Source organism: Pseudomonas sp. JAI120, from assembly GCF_014207255.1.
Classification (GTDB): domain Bacteria; phylum Pseudomonadota; class Gammaproteobacteria; order Pseudomonadales; family Pseudomonadaceae; genus Aquipseudomonas.
On the sequence record NZ_JACHCZ010000002.1, the window covers coordinates 1 to 19,651 of the forward strand.

Here is a 19,651-nt window from a genome sequence, read left to right on the forward strand (position 1 = left end):
GATGTCATTCGTAAGATCGATCCCGATGGTCATGTTACGGATTACAGCTACGACAAATATGGGCAACTGGTTGGGGTTTGGTACCCGGATCACAGCTGCCATCGGCTGGTGTGGAATGAGCGGGGGCAACTGGTTGAGGAGCAGCTACCCAATGGCGGGATCAAGCGTTATCGCTATGACGACTTGGGGCGACAGATTGCCCACGAGGATGAGCATGGCGCGCTGACCCAGTATCAGTGGGACAGCGTGGGTCGGTTGGTTCGTGTCGTTTTACCAGGCGGTGCGTGCAGGGAATACAGCTACAACCCCTACGGAAAAATCACCGCCGAACGCGACGAACTGGGCCACGTCACCCGCTACGAATACGCCGACGGCCTGCACCTGATCAGCCGCCGCATCAACGCCGATGGCACTCAGGTCAACTACCGCTACGACAACGCGCGGTTACTGCTGACCGAGATCGAGAACGAGGTCGGTGAGTCCTACCGACTTGATTACCACCTCAATGGCCTGATCCAGCAGGAAATCGGCTTTGACGGCCAACGCACTGCCTACGTCTATGACCTCAACGGCAACCTGCAGGAAAAGACTGAACACGGTGACGACGGCAGTCAGCTCATTACTCGCTACGAGCGCGATCACGCCGGCCGCCTCGTACGAAAAACCCTGCCCGACGGCAACAAGGTCGATTACGCCTACGACCGCCAAGGCAACCTCCTCAGCGTCGACGACGGCCACTGGGCGCTGGCCTACGAATACGATAGCCAAAACCGCCTCACCGCCGAACACCAGGGCTGGGGCACCTTGCGCTATGGCTACGACACCTGCGGCCAGCTTCAACACCTGCGCCTGCCCGATAACAACCGGCTGGTTTTTAGTCATGCGAAAGGCGGCCACCTCGCCACCGTCGAATTAAATGGTGCGCTGCTGACCTCTCACCTGTTCAAGGCGGGTCAGGAACACCAACGCCAACAAGGCCAACTCCTCAGCCACTACCACTACGACGACCAACATCGCCTGCACGCCCACGCAATCACCCAGCAACAAGACCACCGCTACCAACGCCAATACGACTATGACAAAACCGGCAACCTCACCCGCCTGCTCGACACCCGCAAAGGCGAACACCACTACCATTATGACCCACTAGGCCGCCTCACCCGCGCCGACCACTCCCAAGACCTGCAGGAACGCTTCGGCCACACCCCGGCCGGCAACCTGCTCATGCAAGACCGCCCCGGTCCCGACATCGTCGCCGGCAACCGCCTGATGATCCAGGGCAACCGCCACTACGACTATGACGCCTTCGGCAACCTCATCCGCGAACGGCGAGGCCGTGGGCACGCGCTGATTACCGAATACCGCTACGACTGCCAGCACCGCCTGATTGGAATCACCCAACCCAATGGCCAAACCGCGAGCTATCGCTACGACCCATTTGGGCGGCGCATCAGCAAAACCGTGGACGGCCTAACGACGGAGTTTTTCTGGCAAGGCGACAAGCTGATTGCCGAACACCATGCGGATCGCCATCGCAGCTATCTCTATGAACCGAACAGTTTCAGGCCGCTGGTGCTGTTGGAAGGCTTCGGCCCAAAAGACACCAAGCCCTACCACTACCAACTCGACCACCTCGGCACACCGCAGGAACTCACCGATCCGGATGGCGAAATCGTCTGGTCCGCGCACTACCGCGCCTACGGCCAGATCAGCCGTCTCGACAAAGGCAAAATCGACAACCCGCTACGGTTTCAGGGGCAGTACTTTGATCAGGAAAGCGGGCTGCACTACAACCGTCATCGCTACTACAATCCGGATGTTGGTCGCTATCTGACGCCTGATCCGGTGAAGTTGGCGGGTGGGATTAATGCCTACCAGTACGCGCCCAACCCGACCGGGTGGGTTGATCCTTTGGGGCTCAGCGCAAATTGCCCTGGATCAATAAGGAAAAATCCCGCTTGCGCTACTCCTACTGAACCGGACGCCCCTGACGTTTCTCGTAAGGGGGCTTTCAGGCAAGCTAAAAGAGATGCCCATATACCGATGAATCAGAGCCCAGATGTGATGACCCACCCGAAAACAGGACGGACGACGCAGTACAAAATAGAAAATATGACCGATTTGAATGATAAAAAAATACTGGATGCCACCGGCCACCCCATCAAGACGAGGGTATATCAATTTACAAGAAAAGATGGCTCACAAGTCCTTATTCAAGATCATTCTGCAGGGCATAAATACGGTAGAGCAGATGGAATTGGAGATCAAACAACACATTTCAATCTACGACCTATTGAACAACCCCGGAACGGAAAACTCATCGACGCAGAAGCACACTACTTCTTCAGGAAAAAAAATGAAATACTGGAATGAATTAGATAAAAATATATTTTTTGAAAAAATTTTTAGCCAGCCTGTAGAGATAGGAGAAATCACTCTCTTCTCCTTACAAATAGACAATGATCGACCGTCTTTGGGGATTGGGTTCGACATACCTGATTTCCCAGATATTCTACCGGAAAAATGGAAAAACAAAGGTTACAACGTTTGCAGACTTGGTGTTGATTGTCATGGCATTAGCGATCTAAAAATACTCAACATACCCGGCCGAGATAATTTTTACGTAAGAGTAAAAAAAGAAAAGGGTCAACTCTGCTTCTATGCTGCCAACAAAAACTCCTTAATCGAATTTAAGGCCAAGAGTATCTCAATTTGCGACCCCAACGTTTACATCAGAGGTAATGATGAAGATTTTTAAAATAACAGATATTAGAAATCAAAGTCAGTCATACGCTTATTGTGCACATGGGCGGCCATGAATTCTTTATTTGCGCATGAACGTGGCTTGCTAAATTGCATTTTATTAAGTAATAAATACAGCGCATCCAAATGGAGTAAAGACCAGCATGGAAGTCATTCCCAAAAAAATGGCGTGTACAAATAGGCCCAAATAAATTGGCCGAATTTAATATGATGACCCAATACTAGTCTCAAGCAAAAAATAGCCGAACTCACCTCATATTGTTTATCAAACACCCGAAAAGAGAGCGGACAGAGGAGCAAAAAGACGTCATACACTTGTCGAACTGGTTCCCGTTAGCCGATCAACAATTGGGAATCACTGATGAATTACCTGAAAAAAGAACTAGATGAAGCTTTCAGGAGCTTAGAAATAAGCTCTATAGAATTTCAGATAGACGAAACCACAACACTAATAAATGACCTAACAAAGAAGTTCTTCAAATCCGAGAGCAGCTTCCTCGACCCCGTCGAACTGAACGAGAAAAATTCAGAGCACAACCCCAATTTCTGGAAGGAAATACAGTACCGCATTAACCAAAAAAACCTGATTTTGTTGGTACTTGATTCAACATACTCGGGCTGGGAAATCGAGAATGCGCAGGATATAACCTCTATCTTAGGTGAAACGACCGGATATCCGTTCTGGGTGACGGATAGCAAACTCACGTTTCTGGTACACATGGATGATCATGACTGCGTTATTTGGGCTTGAAGATGGTTTGCCACAACTGGCCTTCTATCAACGTCATAGCCAACCCCAATTCGCCCACCCGCCCACCCCCACCTAAACTCTCCCCATATTATTTCAACGGACAGAGGGTTCACCATCATGGGCAAACGTCATCCCAATCTCCCCGCCTGGCAATGGCGTAACTACCCGCAGAACCATCAGCACCCGACCAACCTGGCGTTGCACCTGATTGCCGTACCGCTGTTTATCATCGGGTTTCTGTTGATTGTGTCCGGAGTGTTCAGCCTGAGCCTGGCCAGTTTCGCCATTGGCGTAGTCGGCATCTTCGCGGGCCTGGCGCTGCAGCGTCATGGGCATAGCCTGGAAGCCGAGGCCAGTGAGCCGTTCAGTGATCGTAAAGACGCACTACAGCGCCTGGTGGTCGAGCAGTTCCTGACGTTCCCGCGCTTTGTGTTGAGCGGTGGCTGGTGGCGTGCCTGGCGGCAGCGCCACCGCCACTGAGCATCAGGCGAAGACCACCACGGTCTGGCGGCTGAGGGCGATCAACGCGCCGGTTGGGCTCCACAGCGCAGCGGCGGCGTGACCGTAGCCGTCGCGCGCATGCTCGATGCTGACGTGGTACTGGCACCAGTCCAGGGTCGTCAGATCCTGCAACGGCTGGATGAATTCGATGGTCCAGGTCAGGGTGCTGCCCGGAGCGGGCTTTTTCAGGTGCGGCAGCAACGCCGGCGGCCAGGCGTCGACCAGGGCGAGGATATGCGCTTCGGTCAGCGGTTCCTCCTTCACATCCCCGCGCAAGCGAACCCAACCACCCATCTCGCGGGATTTATTACCGGTAAACGGCAAACCGCCAACGCTCCAGCGCATAGCCAAGTGGCGCATGAACTCCGGCGTGACGCCTTTGATATAGGGCAGTTCCTGGCATTCATCCCAGTGCTTGAACGTCGGCGGCGGTTCGCTCGCCACATCGATTTCCGATTCGCGTGATGCGCCAAAACTTGCCTGTACCAGGGTCGCGACCTCACCGTTCTGCACGACACGGCCGAGCAGCTGGCTGACCGCCTTGCCTTCACGTAACACTTCGACTTGATAGCTGGCAGGTACATCGGGCGCGACCGGACCAACGAAGGTGATTGCCAGAGAGCGCAATGGGCGGTCCGTCGGTACATGGGCGCGCAAGGCTTCGTATTGTAACGCAGCGACCAGGCCACCAAAGGACGCCCGGCCTTGGGCCCATTCAGCGGGAATGGTGACATCCAGCGGGTTGCTTCGGGCAGCGTCGAGCAAATCACTAAAGCGCATGGCGACCTCACATCAAAAGAAACAGATGGGCGATCTTAACCAGCGCGCGGACAAGGTACAGCGCTTATTCCGGCCAAAAGCCGGACCGATTTAGAAACAATCCGCGCTGAGTTTGTCCAGCACGCGATCCGCCTGCCCTTCGGCCTTGGCCATGGTGCGATGCCATATCGCAACACAGGGCTGCAGATCGGCTTGATGTTCGGCCTGGGCCAACCATTGCCAGCAGTCATGCCAATCACCCAGTGCCGCTTGGGCTTTCTTCAGGCGTGGCAGGGCATTGGAGGGCAACTTATCCAGCTGGCGGTAAGCCTCGGCGGCATAGCGCACACGCTTGATCAACAAGCGCAAACGGTGGCGATCATGGTCTGGATCTTTCAGTGCTTGATCGAGTTTCTGCCATTGCTTGGCCAGGCGCTTCTCAATACGCGGTCGCAAACCCTTGAGCAATTTCTGGTGCTCCGAGGCGCGGATAAAGCGCGGGAATGCATCAAGGATCAGCAGCAGATGGGCAACTTCCGGGCCTTGCGCCACCTGGCGATAGGCGTCGGGTTGCAGGCGCAGGCGTCGATCAGCGGCCTCGTGATAACCATGCTGATGCAAATACGCCGCCAGCACCTCTCGGTCGCGCAGTGGCGTCGTCAACTGGCCGACCGTGCCGGCGGCCAATTCAAGCTGTTCCACACCCGGCAGCCCGCGCAAAGGGCGCAACAGGCTGCGCAGGCGGCGCACGGTGGTGCGCAGATCATGCAGGGCTTCATCATCGGTGACGGCAGCGAGGCGAGCCTGGCAGCTCAGTAACCCTACTTCCAGGCCAATGACCTGAGCGACTAACTGATCGACCAAAGCTGACATCCTGCCCTCACTCTCAGATGAAAAATCCCACTCTGCGCCGCCAGTTAACGCCCGGCGCGCGACTCACGAATATAGAACCGCGCTTTCTCGGCCTTGTTTGAGCAGCCTTCAAACGCTTCGAATTGCTGCTGGGTCTTGGCACCAGTCAATAAAGACAAAGCCTTGGAGTAGCTGACGGTGCCGGCAAAACCTTCGGCCTTGGCCAGGTCGAGCTCTTTCCAGGCGGCATCCAATTGCGAGCCACAGCTGTCGCGGTATGCGGTTTTCCCGGCGCAACCCGCCAGGGCCAACATGATCACAGGCACACACATCCAGGCTTTCATCGATGACACCTCAAAATAAAGAAAAACAGTCGTACGGTGTAGACGTTGCCTACAAGAAAAAGTGCCTTGTCCTTAGCCTGAAATCGGTAGTACCTATTGCCAGAGCATACCCGAGCCTGAGCGCTATTCTTGAAAAATATTGCCAGGCGCAACGAAGATTGAAGCAGCCCCTAAAATAGGTGCATTGTGGGCACCCGCTTATGAAGGACATCGACCATGAAGAAACGTGTTGCCTTGGTGCTGGGGTCCGGCGGGGCCAGAGGCTATGCCCATATCGGAGTAATCGAGGAAATCGAACGGCGCGGTTACGACATCGCCTGTATCGCCGGTTGTTCCATGGGGGCCGTGGTGGGTGGGATCTACGCCGCGGGCAAACTGGACGAGTATCGAAACTGGATTGAAAGCCTCGACTACCTCGACGTGCTGCGTCTGGTGGACGTGAGTTTCCGCCTTGGGGCGATTCGCGGCGAAAAGGTCTTCGGGCAAATCCGCAAGATCGTCGGCGAGATCAATATCGAAGAGCTGCGCATCCCCTACACCGCCGTCGCCACCGACCTGACCAATCAACAGGAAATCTGGTTCCAGGAAGGCTGCCTGCACCAGGCCATGCGCGCCTCGGCGGCGATTCCAAGCCTGTTCACCCCGGTGATGCAAGGCAACCGCATGCTGGTGGACGGCGGCCTGCTCAACCCGCTGCCCATCGTGCCGGTGGTGTCGAGCCATTGTGACCTGATCATCGCGGTCAACCTCAACGCCACCAACCAGAAACACTACCATTTGCCGGTGATCCAACGCCCGCCGGCGTTCAAGAGCCGCTTCAACAGCCTGGCGAAATCACTCGGCTCGCACCTGCCGTTTCGCCGCAAGCAGGCCGAGCAGTTGATGAAACTTGAGCAGGAAGCCTTGCAGGCCCAGGCGGCCGAGATCAATCCGTGGCTGGAGTCGGCCGAGCCAGAATCCCAGCAACCCGCCGCCGCACCGGAAAAGCCTGGGGCGCCGAAGTCGGCTACCGGGTCGTTCATCATCGATAACGTCGGGCCGGCGTCACTGCTGGACCTGATCAACCAGAGTTTCGAGGTGATGCAGACCTCGCTGGCGCAATACAAGATCGCGGGCTACCCGCCGGATGTGCTGATCAACGTGCCGAAGCGGGTGTGCCGGTTTTTCGAGTTCTACAAGGCCCCGGAGTTGATCGCACTGGGCCGGGAAATTGCCAGCGATACACTGGATCGCTATGAGAGTGAGCAGCGCTGACAGCTGTCAGGCACTCAACAGCCGATACCCCACTCCCGCCTCGGTCACGATAAACCTCGGCTGGGTCGGATCATCCGCCAGCTTCTGGCGCAGATGCCCCACCACAATCCGCAGGTAGTGACTGTCTTCGGTGTGAGTCGGCCCCCAGATGTCCTTGAGCAGTTGCTGCTGGGTGATCACCCGTCCCGGATGCCGCGCCAGTTGTGCCAGCACGGCGTATTCCTTGCGGGTCAGTGCCACCTCGGCGCCGTCCAGCAGCACGCGGCGATAGGCCAGGTCCACCATCAACGGGCCAAACTGCAACGCCGCTTCCTGGGGCTCGCCCACGGGTGCCTGACGCAATAAGGCCCGCACGCGAGCCAGGAACTCCTGGATGCCGAAGGGCTTGGTGACATAATCATTTGCGCCACCGTCGAGGGCTTCGACCTTCTGCCCTTCGCTGGCCCTTACCGACAGCACCAGTACCGGCACCGTCGACCACTCACGAAACTCGCGCAGTACCTGCTGGCCATCCATGTCCGGCAGGCCCAGGTCGAGCACCAGCAAGTCGGGCTTGCTCAGCGCCGCCTGGGCCAGGCCTTCGTTGCCGGTACCGGCCTCGATCACTTTGTAGCCCTGGGAAGCCAGGCTGATGCGCAGGAATTTGCGGATTTGCGGTTCGTCATCAATGACTAAAATCGTCGCGGTCTGGCTCATGGCGTCCAATCAACATCTGTAGAGAAAACAGGGTAGCTCACGCCTCGCCTTCCAGGCCAGGCTGTGTCGGCAATGGCAGGAACAAGGTGATACAGGTACCGCGCCCATCAATGCCCTCGGCCACGCTGATATGCCCACCGTGGGCGCCGACCATGCCCTGGCAGATCGCCAGGCCCAGGCCGGTGCCCTGCCCGCCTCGATCACCGCGTGCAGCGGTGTAGAACATATCGAAAATCTTCGCCCGCTCATCCTCAGGAATACCCGGCCCCTCATCCGCCACAGCGAAAAACAATTGGTTATTCGCCACACCGGCACTGAGTTGCAATCGACCTTGGGGCGGTGAAAAACGCGCGGCGTTTTCCAATACATTGACCAGTGCCTGTTCGATCAACGCGGCATGTACATAGAGCAACGGCAACTCCGCCGGCACATCGGTGCTCACCAGCAGCGGCGCCAGCACCGCGCGCAAACGCCCGAGCGCACTGCCGACAATATCGCCGGGCGACACCCAGTCCCGCGCCAGCTTCAGCGCCCCATGGCCCAGCCGGGTCATGTCCAGCAGGTTCTGGATATAGCGGTCCAGGCGTTCGGCTTCATCGCGGGTGCCTTCAAGCAACTCGCGGCGATCCTCCAGGGGGATGGCTTCGCCGAGCGCCAGCAGGCTGTCGATACTGCCGCGCATGGAGGTCAACGGTGTGCGCAAATCGTGGGACACCGACGCAAGCAAGGCGCTGCGCAGTTGCTCGGTTTCGCCATGCAAACGTGCGGATTCCAACTCCTGGGCCAACTGCGCCCGCGCCAGGGCCTGGGCCAGAGGCTGGCTCAAGGCGGTCAGCAAACGACGCCGCTGGCCACTCAATTCCAGACCCGGCTTGGCACTGACGCCGAGCAACCCCAGCGGCCCCTCCTCACCCGACAACGGCCACCACCACCAGCGCCCGAACGGCAAGGTGCCGGTGCCCATGCCTGCCGGCTGGTCATGCTGCCAGGCCCAATCGGCCGCAGCACGCTCGGCTTCGGTGAAGGTCAGCGGGCCGCCGGTCTCGACCTTCCAGCCACCCTGGCCGTCGCGATTGACCAGGCACAGATCCAGGTCGCTCCAGCCTTCCAGATGGTGGGCGGCGGCGCTGATCACCGCCTGGCGGTCGGTGGCGGCGGTGAGTTTGCGCGACAGGTCGAGCAGTTCGCTGGTTTCTTCCTGGGTGTCGCGCAACGCCTGCAACTGGCGGCGCTGGCGCGCGGCAAGGTTGCCGGTCAGCGCCGCCATCAGCAGGAAGAACAACAGGGTCAGCACGTCTTCTTCGCGCTGGATGGCAAAGGAAAAGCTCGGCGGAATGAACAGAAAGTCATACGTCAGGAATGACAACGCCGCACACACCAGGGACGGCCCCAGGCTGCTGCGCACGGCCACCAGCAACACGGCGGCGAGAAACACCAGCGAGATATTCGGCAGTGGCAACACGCTTGCCACTGCCCAGGCCACGCCGGCGGCGATGATGGTCGCCACCACGGCCAAGGCGTAATCGAACCACACCAGACCGCGCACATCCGGCAAGCGTGGGACTGCGGGCACATCGTCGCTGTCGAGGACGTTGATTTCCAAACCCCGGGCATTACGCAACAACCGCGCCGCCAAGCCGCCACCGAACAGGCGACGCCGCCAACCCATTCGCGACTGCCCCACCAACAGCAGGCTGGCGCGGCGTTCGGCAGCATGCTGGATCAAGGTCTTGGCCACCTCCCCCGCCCGCAGCAGCACCACTTCGCCGCCAAGACGCTCGGCCAGTTGCTGGGCGTTTTGCAGGCGCAGGCGGGCCTGTTCATCCCGCGCACGGCCGTTGTCGATATGCACCAGGCTCCACGGCAAATGCCGACGCTGGGCGACGCGACTGGCATGGCGCACCAGGCGTTCGGCTTGCGCGTCGCCATCCACGCCCACCAACAAGCGCCCACGCACCGCCGGCGCCGCCTGGCCGAGCTGGCGATAGCCCTGGGCCAAATCGTCGTCGACGTGGGCGGCGGCAGTCTGCATCGCCAGCTCACGCAGGGCCATCAGGTTGGTCTGGGTAAAGAATGCATCGATGGCAGCGCGGGCCTGCTCCGGCACATAGACCTTGCCGTCGCGCAGACGCTCGAGCAGTTCGCGGGACGGCAGATCGATCAGCAGCAGTTCGTCGGCTTCTTGCAGCACCCAATCCGGCAAGGTTTCGCGCACCTGTACACCGGTGATGCCGCGGACCTGGTCATTCAGACTTTCCAAGTGCTGGACGTTGACCGTGGTAAACACGTTGATGCCGGCGGCGAGCAGTTCCTGGATGTCTTGCCAGCGCTTTTCATGGCGGCTGCCGGGGGCGTTGCTGTGGGCCAGTTCGTCCACCAGCACCAGCTTGGGCTTGGCGGCGAGCAGGCCGTCGAGGTCCATTTCTTCGAGCATCACGCCACGGTATTCGCTGCGCAACAGCGGTTGTTGCGGCAGGCCGCTGAGCAACGCTTCGGTCTCGGCGCGGCCGTGGGTTTCAACCACGCCGGCGATCAGTTTGACGCCCTGGCGCAGTTGGGTGTGGGCGGCCTGGAGCATGGCGTAGGTCTTGCCCACACCCGGCGCGGCGCCGAGGAAAACTTTGAGCCGGCCACGGCCGTCCCGGGGCAGATCGGCTAACAGGGCATCGGCGCGGCCGGAGTCGCTCATGCTGGGGTTTCCTTCAATTGTTCAGACCCAGAGAAAATCCAATGTGGGAGGGGCTTGCCCCCGATTTCGGTGGTTCAGTCGATACCTGTGTTGACTGACACTCTGCTATCGGGGGCAAGCCCCCTCCCACAGGGTTCAGAGTTTTTCCAGGGCCATGTTCAGCGCCAACACATTCACCACAGGCGGCCCCACCAGCGGGCTTTCGATATGTTCATCCATCAACCGTTGCAGGGTGGAGACCGGCACATTTCGCGCGGCAGCCACCCGTGCCAGTTGATAGGCAATCGCCTGGGGTGGCAAGTGTGGATCAAGACCGCTGCCGGAGGTAGTCAACAACGCCAAAGGCACCGGCCCCTGGCTGGGCACCCACTGCTTGTTCGCGTCATCGAACACGCGGGTGGCCAAGGCCGGGTTGCTTGGGCCAAGGTTACTGGCGCTGCTGGAAACCGTCGCAAAGGCACCCGCCGAAGGACGCGAATGGAACCAGCTGTCACCGGTAAAATCCTGGGCGATCAGGCTGGAGCCACGCACCTTGCCACTGGCATCACGCACCAGGCTGCCGTTGGCCTGGTCCGGGAAGGCGACTTGGGCGACACCGGTGACCACCAGTGGATAGGCGACGCCGGTGATCAGGGTCATGAGCACCAGCAGGCTCAGGGCTGGACGGATTATGTTGGACATTTCAAATTCCTCAATTCGGTCTTTGCAACCTGTGGGCACCGCTTTGCCGGTGCCCACAGGAATCGGGTCAAACCAGGTGCAGCGCGGTCAGCAGCATGTCGATCGCCTTGATGCCCACAAACGGCACCAGCAGCCCGCCCAGGCCGTAGATCAACAGGTTGCGCCGCAGCAACGCCGCTGCACTCGCGGCGTGCACACGCACACCGCGCAGCGCCAAGGGGATCAGCACGACGATGATCAGCGCGTTGAACACAATGGCCGAGAGAATCGCGCTCTGCGGGCTCTGCAAATGCATCACGTTGAGAACGCCCAACTGCGGGTAGATCGAGGCGAACAACGCCGGCAGGATCGCGAAGTACTTGGCCACGTCGTTGGCGATGGAAAAGGTGGTCAACGCGCCGCGAGTCACCAGCAACTCTTTACCGATCTGCACCACGTCCAGCAGCTTGGTGGGGTCGCTGTCGAGGTCGACCATGTTGGCGGCTTCACGCGCCGCCTGGGTGCCGTCGTTCATCGCCATGCCGACGTCCGCCTGGGCCAGTGCCGGGGCGTCGTTGGCGCCGTCGCCGCACATCGCCACCAAGCGGCCGTCGTTTTGCTCGTGACGGATGCGCGCGAGTTTTTTCTCCGGGGTCGCCTCGGCCAGCACGTCATCCACACCGGCTTCGGCAGCAATCGCAGCGGCTGTCAGCGGGTTGTCACCGGTGACCATCACGGTGCGAATGCCCAGCTTGCGCAGCTCAGCGAAACGTTCGCGGATACCGGGCTTGACCACGTCCTTGAGGTGGATGGCACCGAGCAATTTGCCGTCGGCACACACCAGCAATGGCGTGCCGCCGCTCTGGGCGATCTTGTCGATTTCCCGTGACAGAGCCGGTTGCAGGTCGCCGCGTTGCTGACCGATAAACGCCAGCAGCGAATCCACCGCGCCTTTGCGGAACACGCGGCCCTGGTAGTCAACACCGGACAAGCGGGTCTCGGCGCTGAACGGTACGGCGGTCAGCTCATCCAGGGTTGGCTCGGCCTGCGGGTGCAGAGCCCGCAGGTATTCGACGATGGATTTGCCTTCTGCCGTGTCGTCCGCCAGGGACGCCAGCAGCGCACCTTCGGCCAGGTCCTTGCCGCTGACACCCGGTGCAGCCACTACCGCTGAACAACGACGGTTACCGAAGGTGATGGTGCCGGTCTTGTCCAGCAGCAACACGTGCACGTCACCGGCCGCCTCCACGGCACGGCCGGACTTGGCGATCACGTTGAGGCGCACCAGGCGGTCCATGCCGGCAATACCGATGGCCGACAACAAGCCGCCGATGGTGGTAGGAATCAGCGTCACCAGCAGTGCGACCAAAAACACCAGGGGCAAGCTGCCATTGGCAAAGTGGGCGAACGGCTGCAAGGTCACGACCACCAGCAGGAAGATCAGAGTCAGGCCGATCAGCAGAATATCCAGCGCGACTTCGTTGGGGGTTTTCTGACGCTTGGCGCCTTCGACCAGGGCGATCATGCGGTCCAGGGTGGACTCGCCGGGGTTGGCGGTGATGCGGATCAGCAGCCAGTCCGACACCAGCCGCGTATTGCCGGTGACGGCCGAGCGGTCGCCGCCGGACTCGCGGATCACCGGTGCGGATTCACCGGTGATCGCCGCTTCGTTGACCGCTGCGATGCCTTCGATGACCTCGCCGTCGCCGGGGATCATTTCCCCGGCGGCGACACGCACCACATCACCTTTGCGCAGGCTGGTGGCCGGCACGACCTTGAAGCTGCCATCGGCTTCCTTACGGCGCGCGCTCAGGCCTTCACTGCCGGCCTTGAGGCTGTCGGCACGGGCCTTACCGCGTCCTTCGGCCAAAGCTTCGGCGAAGTTGGCGAACAGCACGGTGAACCACAGCCACACCGCGATCTGCACGGCGACATAGGTCGGCACAGTGGTGTCGGGCACGAAGCACAACACGGTGGTGAGGATGGCGGTCAGCTCGACCACCAGCATCACTGGCGAGCGTTGCAGTTGGCGCGGGTCCAGCTTGACGAACGCCTGGACCAGCGCCGGGCGCCACAGGGACGAGATGGCGGTTTTAGCGGGTTCCTGGGTTTTGACCGGAGCCGCGTTTTTTGCAGGCATATTCATTTTCATATCCCCTTTTTAGAAGCCCATGCTCAAGTGTTCGGCGATGGGCCCCAACGCCAGCGTCGGCAGGAAAGTCAGGCCGCCCACCAGCAAAATGGTCACGGTCAACAGGGTCACGAACAGCGGACCATGGGTCGGGAAGCTGTTCTGGCCAATCGGTGCGGTCTTCTTCATCGCCAGGCTGCCGGCCAGGGCCAGTACCGGGAGGATGTAGCCGAAGCGGCCGATCAACATGCCCAGACCCAGCATCAGGTTATGGAACGGTGTATTGGCACTGAAACCGCCGAACGCCGAGCCGTTGTTGGCGCTGGCCGAGGTGTAGGCGTACAGCAACTGGCTGAAACCGTGAGGGCCGGGGTTACTGATCGCACCGGCAGGGCCCGGCAGGCTCGCGGCGATGGCACCCAGTACCAATACGCCCACCGGCATCACCAGCAGGGTCACGACCAGCAACTGCACTTCCTTGGCCTGGAGCTTCTTGCCCAGGTATTCCGGGGTGCGGCCGATCATCAGGCCGGCCAGGAATACCGCGATCAACACGTTGAGCAACATGCCGTACATACCGGCGCCGACGCCGCCGAAGATCACTTCACCGACCATCATGTTGACCAGCGCCACCATCCCACTGAGGGGGTTGAGGCTGTCTTGCATGCCGTTGACCGAACCGTTGGACGCTGCGGTGGTGGTCACCGACCACAACACGGTGCCGGTGGTGCCGAAGCGCGCTTCCTTGCCTTCCAGCGGGGCGGTCTGCTCGACGGCCGGGTTGTTCAAGGCCGGGTTGGGCTGGTATTCGGCCCACAGCGAGGTCGCGCCGCCGATCAGGAACAGTGCCAACATGCAGCCGAGGATCGCGCGGCTCTGGCGCAGGTCTTTCACGTAGTGGCCGAAGGTGAACACCAGCGCCACCGGAATCAAGATGATCGACGCCAATTCGAACAGGTTGGCCCAGGCCGTCGGGTCTTCGAACGGGTGCGCCGAGTTGACGCCGAAGAAACCACCGCCGTTGGTGCCCAATTGCTTGATCGCAATCTGGCTGGCTGCCGGGCCCAGGGGGATCACTTGATCCACGCCTTGCAGGGTCACGGCATCAACGTAGTGCGCGAAGGTTTGCGGTACGCCCTGCCATACCAGGAACAGCGCCAGCACCAGACACAACGGCAACAGGCCGTAGAGCGTGGCGCGGGTCATGTCGACCCAGAAGTTACCCAGCGTCTTGGTGGATTTGCGCCCGATCCCACGGCACAGCGCGACCAGGACGGCCAGGCCGGTGGCCGGGCTGACGAAGTTCTGCACGGTCAGGCCAGCCATCTGGCTGAGGTAGCTCAGGGACGCCTCACCGCTGTAGGACTGCCAGTTGGTGTTGGTCATGAAACTGACCGCTGTATTGAAAGCCTGTGTCCATTCCTGGCCAGGCAATTTCTGCGGGTTCAGTGGGAGATAGTCCTGGAACAGCAGGATCGCGAACAACAGCAAAAAGCCCGCGAGGTTGAACGCGAGCAAGGCCAGCATGTATTTCTGCCAGCTTTGTTCCTGATGCTCGTCCACCCCCGACAGGCGATAACAGGCTTTTTCGACAGGCCCCAGCACCGGGCTCAACCACGTGCGCTGGCCTTCCATTACTTTGTAGTAGAACCGCCCCAAGAACGGCGCCGGCACCAGTACCACGGCAAAGAAGGCAATGATCAGCCAATAGTCATAACTGTGCATGGCCAGCTCCTAGTTCCGATCCGCGCGTAACAGCGCAACCAGCAGATAAATGAACAGCGCCACGGCCAATAGCAGTGACACCCCGTCCAGAACGCTCATGGAAGTCTCTCCGTTTAGCGGCGAGTGCCGCGTGTGGGGCAATTGTCCGCAGGAGTGGCGTAAAGGAACGAGAGCGAGGGGGTGGGCGGGGCGTAAAGATGGCGTAAAGAGTGGGTTTATGCGGGGTTTACACTGCGGGTTTCCAGCGTCTGGGCGGGCGCTATCGGGAGCAAGCCCCCTCCCACACTTGACCGAGTTGTCATGCCGAGCGCCAGTCAACCTGTGGGAGGGGGCTTGCTCCCGATAGCGTCGGCACCGTCACCGCCGCACCTATCTGGTGCGACGCCGGCAAATTTCAAACGCCAAACCATCCCCCACACGACAGTCGCGCCGCTTTACGACAATGATTCTCAGGCTGGCATGGCCGCTGCAACACCTTGAATCATTCCAAACCGTTCAGGGAGCGCAGCACGATGAACACACAACTTAAACCCACCTTGGGCACTCTGCATTTATGGGGCATTGCCGTCGGGCTGGTGATTTCCGGGGAATACTTCGGCTGGAGCTATGGCTGGGGCGTGGCCGGGACCTTGGGCTTCCTGGTGACCTCGTTGATGGTCGCAGCGATGTATACCTGCTTTATCTTCAGTTTCACCGAGCTGACTACCGCCATTCCTCACGCAGGCGGGCCGTTTGCCTACAGTCGTCGCGCCTTTGGTGAGAAAGGCGGCTTGATCGCAGGCCTCGCCACACTGATCGAATTTGTCTTCGCTCCGCCCGCCATCGCCTTGGCGATCGGCGCGTATCTGAATGTGCAGTTCCCGGCCCTGGACCCCAAACACGCGGCCGTCGGTGCCTACATCGTGTTCATGGGGCTGAATATTCTCGGCGTGAAACTCGCCGCTACCTTCGAGTTGGTGGTGTGTGTGCTCGCCGTCGCTGAGCTGCTGGTGTTCATGGGCGTGGTCGCGCCCGCGTTCAGCTTCAGCAACTTTGCCCTGAATGGCTGGGCCGGTTCCGACACCTTCGGCGCCCCGGCGATTGCCGGGATGTTTGCGGCGATCCCTTTTGCCATCTGGTTCTTCCTGGCCATCGAAGGCGCGGCCATGGCGGCCGAGGAAGCGAAAGATCCGAAGCGCACCATTCCAAAGGCCTACATCAGCGGCATCCTGACCTTGGTGATCCTGGCCATGGGCGTGATGTTCTTTGCCGGCGGCGTGGGCGACTGGCGCACCCTGTCGAACATCAACGATCCACTGCCGCAGGCGATGAAAACCGTGGTGGGCGACAGCTCCGGCTGGTTGCACATGCTGGTGTGGATCGGCCTGTTCGGCCTGGTGGCGAGCTTCCACGGCATTATCCTGGGCTACTCGCGCCAATTCTTCGCCCTGGCCCGCGCCGGTTACCTGCCATCTTTCCTCGCCAAATTGTCGCGCTTTCAAACACCACACCGGGCAATCATTGCCGGTGGCGTGGTCGGCATCGCCGCGATCTATAGCGATGGCCTGATCAACCTGGGCGGCATGACCCTGACTGCGGCGATGATCACCATGGCGGTATTCGGCGCCATCGTGATGTACATCATGAGCATGCTCAGCCTGTTCAAACTGCGTAAGACCGAGCCGCTGCTGGAACGTACCTTCCGTGCGCCGGGTTATCCGATCGTGCCCGGCATCGCGTTGGTGCTGGCTGTGGTGTGCCTGGTGGCCATGGCGTGGTTCAACGCGCTGATCGGGATGATCTTCCTCGGCTTTATGGCCGTGGGTTTCATCTACTTCCAGATGACCGCGCAGGACCGTGCCGATGCACCGGCAGATGCAATGTTGACCGGGCTCTAAGGTTTCGAGGCAGAACGGGCCTACACTGAACTACTCAGAAAGCCCGTAACTCAAAGTAGTTATTGCCGTGGGAAAATTCTCCCACGGTAATCTGCCTCAAGGAGAGCCTTATGCCGTGGTATGCGTGGTTGATTATGGTAGTTGCGATCGGGTCGATCGTCGGAGGGCTGATGATGCTGCGTGACAGCGCCAACAAGGTGGAACTCACCGACGAACAACGCAAACGCGTGGCCGAGCGCAACGCCCAGGCGGATGCGAAGGACGCGCAGGACCGCTAGGACCGTTTACTCCCAATCCGCCTTGGCAATCTGCAAACCGTGCTGCCCTTTATAGGCAGCACGCTCCGGCTGGCTCCAGCCGTCCAGCAACTCGTCCTTCAACCTGTAGATCTCAACCCCCAGCGGACGGCACACCGTCAGCGGGTCCTGCGCATCCGGCCCCCACATCGGCAGTGACAAATCCCCGCCTGGGCACGTCGACAGCGCGCAGAGCAAATCAATCTCGGCAAAGAACTCCAGGTAATCGCCCTTCTGCGCTGGGCAGGCTTTCATGAAGTACATATCGTCGTGATTGAGGCCCGTGCACTGGAAGATATTCAGCACGTCATGCACATCGAATTCCGTCAGACCGTGAGGCAAAACCGCACGGGTCAGGTTCGAGTGGCAATGGTGGTGGAAATCCTCGCCCGTGAGCATGCGGTTCACATAGGGATCGCAGCGCGTACCGAGCAAATCGTGCAGACGGCCACCGTGCTCATCGATGCCATAACCGGCCAGGCTGTCATCGGTGATAGTCACAAGGGGACGCAGAAAGGGCAGGTTCGACCACAGCCGGTCATGGGTGCTCACATGGGCACCCTGCAGCTGGCGGGTGCGCGCCGCCCATAGGCGTTCGCGGGGATCATTCGCGTTCCACACATTGAAATCGCCGACCTGCGGACCGACCGGTGTGGTGACGCGAAACACATACCCGGCCGGTACCTTCCACGCCCTGCCCGTGCGGATTGGGATTTCGAATCGTTCGATTAACGTACGCGGATTCTTGTGATCGCGAATGCGCTCATAGAAGGCGGTGTCGACCTGCAGCGCGGCGCCTTTGCTGACTTGGTAAGCGGGCGGGTAATTTTTGTACATGATGGACGCCTCGACTGGGGAATTTTCTACATAATAGATGATCATCATTCATGCCAGTGCTGAGGAGTATCAGGACCGAAGGTTTTAAAGTGGGATCGGAAACCGCTTTTGTATGGGTATTTATCATACCCCGTGACATAATCGACCTTTTTCAAGCTATAGTCTGGGTTTCCATCCAAAGCCACTTTTTGTCAATTCACGCAGATGCACGATGAACCAGAGAGCACCCTTTCGACGAGAGACGCTGAAGCCGGACGGACCTGACTCTTTGTAACTACACAGGTGGCGTGCGGCCTACTGTGAGCGTGCCGCAATGGTGAATGGCTCATCGCTTGTAATGAAAGTGACATGTATGGGTATGGAATTTAATTTACTTACCTCACTATCATAGCTCATCAGTGCGGGTAAACAGAGTAAATATGAGACATGGTGGATGAAATGGAATTGATCAGATGGCTGGATTTTGAGCGACTGGGCGATAACCGAGGGGAGTTGATCGCCATCGAAGTTGGCATCGACAAGATTATCCCTTTTGAGATAAAGCGTGTTTATTACATCTACGCTACAGCCCCCGGCATCAGCAGGGGGTTTCATGCCCATCGAAATTTAAAACAAATTGCGATCTGCGTATCCGGCACCTGCAAGATGGTCTTGGACAATGGAACTGTTCGCCAAGAAACCATTATGAACAGCGCTACCCGCGGGCTGGTTATCGAAAGTATGGTATGGCGGGAAATGCATGACTTCAGCCATGACTGCGTATTGCTGGTGCTGGCAAGTGAACATTACGAAGAATCCGACTACATAAGATCTTATGAGACTTTTCTTGAGGAGCAAGCATGTCTAAAAAACTGATAATCGTTGGGGCGGGTGAGTTCGCCATGATTGCTTATGAGTACTTTACGCATGACTCTGATTTTGAGGTCTGCGCTTTTTCCATCGAGAAGGAATACCTCGAAAATACCACGCTGTACGATCTCCCCATTGTAGAGCTGGAATCAATCGAAACTAAATTTCCACCCGCCGACTATAAAGTCTTCATCGCGATACCGGCCTCGCAACTCAACCGACTGAGAACTCGTCTGTATGGCTTGATCAAGTCCAAGGGCTATACGTGCGCCAGCTACATTAGCTCCCGTGCGTTCGTGTGGCACAACGCTCAAATCGGCGAAAACTGCTTTATTTTCGAGAACAATACAGTTCAACCATTCGTATCGATTGGGAACAATGTGATTCTCTGGAGCGGCAACCATATCGGACACCGTTCACGTATCAATGACAACTGCTTCCTCTCTTCGCATGTCGTGGTGTCAGGCTATTGCGATATTGGCGAGTCTTGCTTTCTCGGTGTCAACTCAACACTGAATGATCGTATCAGCATCCCCAAAGACTGCGTGATTGCCTCCGGAACCCTGGTCAATAAAAATCTGCCCGAGCCAGAGCGAATTTATTACGGCTCACCTGCACAGATGCTGCCGAAGAAAAGCAGTCTTAAAGTAAAATTGTAGGGTATTGA

19 protein-coding genes are annotated in these 19,651 nt (G+C 58.9%); 9 read left to right on the plus strand and 10 right to left on the minus strand.

Going from position 1 to position 19,651, the window contains the following annotated elements; all coding sequences use genetic code 11:
• From HDC32_RS11880 to HDC32_RS11895, 4 genes are all read left to right on the plus strand, one after another.
• On the plus strand, positions 1-2,373 hold a 2,373-nt coding region (locus tag HDC32_RS11880; protein WP_184744179.1), incomplete at its 5' end, for an RHS repeat-associated core domain-containing protein.
• Entirely contained in the window at positions 2,357-2,758 is a 402-nt protein-coding gene (locus HDC32_RS11885; protein WP_145338871.1) for an Imm50 family immunity protein, read from the plus strand. The genes HDC32_RS11880 and HDC32_RS11885, both read left to right, overlap by 17 nt.
• A 366-nt stretch (positions 2,759-3,124) precedes the next feature.
• Complete coding sequence (locus HDC32_RS11890) at positions 3,125-3,514, plus strand: hypothetical protein (RefSeq protein WP_184744181.1); 390 nt, start codon at positions 3,125-3,127, stop codon at positions 3,512-3,514.
• Positions 3,515-3,631: 117 nt separating this feature from the next.
• The gene (locus tag HDC32_RS11895; RefSeq protein ID WP_184744183.1) at positions 3,632-3,994 is read left to right on the plus strand and encodes an Mpo1-like protein; all 363 of its coding nucleotides are present in this window, start codon (positions 3,632-3,634) and stop codon (positions 3,992-3,994) included.
• 3 nt (positions 3,995-3,997) lie between these two features.
• Here HDC32_RS11895 and HDC32_RS11900 read toward each other — a convergent pair whose 3' ends face one another.
• From HDC32_RS11900 to HDC32_RS11910, 3 genes are all read right to left on the minus strand, one after another.
• Positions 3,998-4,795, minus strand: coding sequence for an acyl-CoA thioesterase II (locus tag HDC32_RS11900; RefSeq protein WP_184744185.1), 798 nt, complete (start codon positions 4,793-4,795; stop codon positions 3,998-4,000).
• Positions 4,796-4,885: 90 nt separating this feature from the next.
• Positions 4,886-5,647 carry a CHAD domain-containing protein gene (locus HDC32_RS11905; protein ID WP_184744187.1) on the minus strand — a complete coding sequence of 254 codons (762 nt, stop codon included), beginning with the start codon at positions 5,645-5,647 and terminating at the stop codon, positions 4,886-4,888.
• A 44-nt stretch (positions 5,648-5,691) separates the two neighbouring features.
• On the minus strand, positions 5,692-5,970 hold the full coding sequence (locus HDC32_RS11910; RefSeq protein WP_003172685.1) for a hypothetical protein: 279 nt from the start codon (positions 5,968-5,970) through the stop codon (positions 5,692-5,694).
• Positions 5,971-6,186: 216 nt separating this feature from the next.
• On the opposite strand from HDC32_RS11910, the gene HDC32_RS11915 reads away from it, so the two are divergent.
• Positions 6,187-7,224: a patatin-like phospholipase family protein gene (locus HDC32_RS11915; RefSeq protein ID WP_003172684.1), complete on the plus strand. Its 1,038-nt coding sequence runs from the start codon at positions 6,187-6,189 to the stop codon at positions 7,222-7,224.
• Positions 7,225-7,230: 6 nt separating this feature from the next.
• Here the strand turns inward: HDC32_RS11915 and HDC32_RS11920 are convergent, their stop codons facing one another.
• From HDC32_RS11920 to kdpF, 6 genes are all read right to left on the minus strand, one after another.
• Positions 7,231-7,920, minus strand: a complete 690-nt coding sequence (locus HDC32_RS11920) for a response regulator (protein WP_145338873.1) — start codon at positions 7,918-7,920, stop codon at positions 7,231-7,233.
• 37 nt (positions 7,921-7,957) lie between these two features.
• Positions 7,958-10,609 (minus strand): sensor histidine kinase KdpD, encoded by a 2,652-nt coding sequence (locus HDC32_RS11925; RefSeq protein WP_184744189.1) that lies wholly within the window; start codon positions 10,607-10,609, stop codon positions 7,958-7,960.
• 135 nt (positions 10,610-10,744) lie between these two features.
• Positions 10,745-11,290, minus strand: a complete 546-nt coding sequence (kdpC, locus tag HDC32_RS11930; protein WP_184744191.1) for a potassium-transporting ATPase subunit KdpC — start codon at positions 11,288-11,290, stop codon at positions 10,745-10,747.
• Between the two features lie 67 nt (positions 11,291-11,357).
• The gene (gene kdpB / locus HDC32_RS11935; RefSeq protein WP_184744193.1) at positions 11,358-13,415 is read right to left on the minus strand and encodes a potassium-transporting ATPase subunit KdpB; all 2,058 of its coding nucleotides are present in this window, start codon (positions 13,413-13,415) and stop codon (positions 11,358-11,360) included.
• Positions 13,416-13,430: 15 nt separating this feature from the next.
• Positions 13,431-15,125 carry a potassium-transporting ATPase subunit KdpA gene (kdpA, locus tag HDC32_RS11940; protein ID WP_184744195.1) on the minus strand — a complete coding sequence of 565 codons (1,695 nt, stop codon included), beginning with the start codon at positions 15,123-15,125 and terminating at the stop codon, positions 13,431-13,433.
• Between the two features lie 9 nt (positions 15,126-15,134).
• Entirely contained in the window at positions 15,135-15,224 is a 90-nt protein-coding gene (gene kdpF, locus HDC32_RS11945) for a K(+)-transporting ATPase subunit F (RefSeq protein ID WP_003218754.1), read from the minus strand.
• Between the two features lie 413 nt (positions 15,225-15,637).
• Between kdpF and eat the strand changes: the two genes are divergently transcribed.
• Together eat and HDC32_RS11955 are read left to right on the plus strand one after the other, a co-directional pair.
• Positions 15,638-17,002, plus strand: a complete 1,365-nt coding sequence (gene eat / locus HDC32_RS11950) for an ethanolamine permease (protein ID WP_131699030.1) — start codon at positions 15,638-15,640, stop codon at positions 17,000-17,002.
• Positions 17,003-17,112: 110 nt separating this feature from the next.
• Positions 17,113-17,280 (plus strand): DUF2897 family protein, encoded by a 168-nt coding sequence (locus HDC32_RS11955; protein ID WP_003172675.1) that lies wholly within the window; start codon positions 17,113-17,115, stop codon positions 17,278-17,280.
• A 6-nt stretch (positions 17,281-17,286) separates the two neighbouring features.
• On the opposite strand, the gene HDC32_RS11960 is transcribed toward HDC32_RS11955, so the two are convergent.
• Positions 17,287-18,135, minus strand: a complete 849-nt coding sequence (locus HDC32_RS11960; protein ID WP_184744197.1) for a DUF1989 domain-containing protein — start codon at positions 18,133-18,135, stop codon at positions 17,287-17,289.
• Positions 18,136-18,573: 438 nt separating this feature from the next.
• On the opposite strand from HDC32_RS11960, the gene HDC32_RS11965 reads away from it, so the two are divergent.
• Positions 18,574-18,990: an FdtA/QdtA family cupin domain-containing protein gene (locus HDC32_RS11965; RefSeq protein ID WP_145334748.1), complete on the plus strand. Its 417-nt coding sequence runs from the start codon at positions 18,574-18,576 to the stop codon at positions 18,988-18,990.
• On the plus strand, positions 18,975-19,643 hold the full coding sequence (locus HDC32_RS11970; protein ID WP_145334751.1) for an acetyltransferase: 669 nt from the start codon (positions 18,975-18,977) through the stop codon (positions 19,641-19,643). Before HDC32_RS11965 ends, HDC32_RS11970 begins: the two co-directional genes overlap by 16 nt.
• The last annotated feature ends 8 nt before the right edge of the window (positions 19,644-19,651 follow it).

Excerpts from the sequence above, each read along its gene's own strand:
- kdpF (WP_003218754.1), bottom strand. The coding sequence starts at position 15,224 with ATGAGCGTTCTGGACGGGGTGTCACTGCTATTGGCCGTGGCGCTGTTC.
- HDC32_RS11960 (WP_184744197.1), bottom strand. The coding sequence starts at position 18,135 with ATGTACAAAAATTACCCGCCCGCTTACCAAGTCAGCAAAGGCGCCGCG.
- HDC32_RS11965 (WP_145334748.1), top strand. The coding sequence starts at position 18,574 with ATGGAATTGATCAGATGGCTGGATTTTGAGCGACTGGGCGATAACCGA.
- HDC32_RS11885 (WP_145338871.1), top strand. The coding sequence starts at position 2,357 with ATGAAATACTGGAATGAATTAGATAAAAATATATTTTTTGAAAAAATT.
- eat (WP_131699030.1), top strand. The coding sequence starts at position 15,638 with ATGAACACACAACTTAAACCCACCTTGGGCACTCTGCATTTATGGGGC.
- HDC32_RS11905 (WP_184744187.1), bottom strand. The coding sequence starts at position 5,647 with ATGTCAGCTTTGGTCGATCAGTTAGTCGCTCAGGTCATTGGCCTGGAA.
- HDC32_RS11910 (WP_003172685.1), bottom strand. The coding sequence starts at position 5,970 with ATGAAAGCCTGGATGTGTGTGCCTGTGATCATGTTGGCCCTGGCGGGT.
- HDC32_RS11955 (WP_003172675.1), top strand. The coding sequence starts at position 17,113 with ATGCCGTGGTATGCGTGGTTGATTATGGTAGTTGCGATCGGGTCGATC.
- HDC32_RS11920 (WP_145338873.1), bottom strand. The coding sequence starts at position 7,920 with ATGAGCCAGACCGCGACGATTTTAGTCATTGATGACGAACCGCAAATC.
- HDC32_RS11895 (WP_184744183.1), top strand. The coding sequence starts at position 3,632 with ATGGGCAAACGTCATCCCAATCTCCCCGCCTGGCAATGGCGTAACTAC.
- HDC32_RS11925 (WP_184744189.1), bottom strand. The coding sequence starts at position 10,609 with ATGAGCGACTCCGGCCGCGCCGATGCCCTGTTAGCCGATCTGCCCCGG.
- HDC32_RS11890 (WP_184744181.1), top strand. The coding sequence starts at position 3,125 with ATGAATTACCTGAAAAAAGAACTAGATGAAGCTTTCAGGAGCTTAGAA.
- HDC32_RS11915 (WP_003172684.1), top strand. The coding sequence starts at position 6,187 with ATGAAGAAACGTGTTGCCTTGGTGCTGGGGTCCGGCGGGGCCAGAGGC.
- HDC32_RS11900 (WP_184744185.1), bottom strand. The coding sequence starts at position 4,795 with ATGCGCTTTAGTGATTTGCTCGACGCTGCCCGAAGCAACCCGCTGGAT.
- kdpB (WP_184744193.1), bottom strand. The coding sequence starts at position 13,415 with ATGAATATGCCTGCAAAAAACGCGGCTCCGGTCAAAACCCAGGAACCC.
- kdpC (WP_184744191.1), bottom strand. The coding sequence starts at position 11,290 with ATGTCCAACATAATCCGTCCAGCCCTGAGCCTGCTGGTGCTCATGACC.
- kdpA (WP_184744195.1), bottom strand. The coding sequence starts at position 15,125 with ATGCACAGTTATGACTATTGGCTGATCATTGCCTTCTTTGCCGTGGTA.
- HDC32_RS11970 (WP_145334751.1), top strand. The coding sequence starts at position 18,975 with ATGTCTAAAAAACTGATAATCGTTGGGGCGGGTGAGTTCGCCATGATT.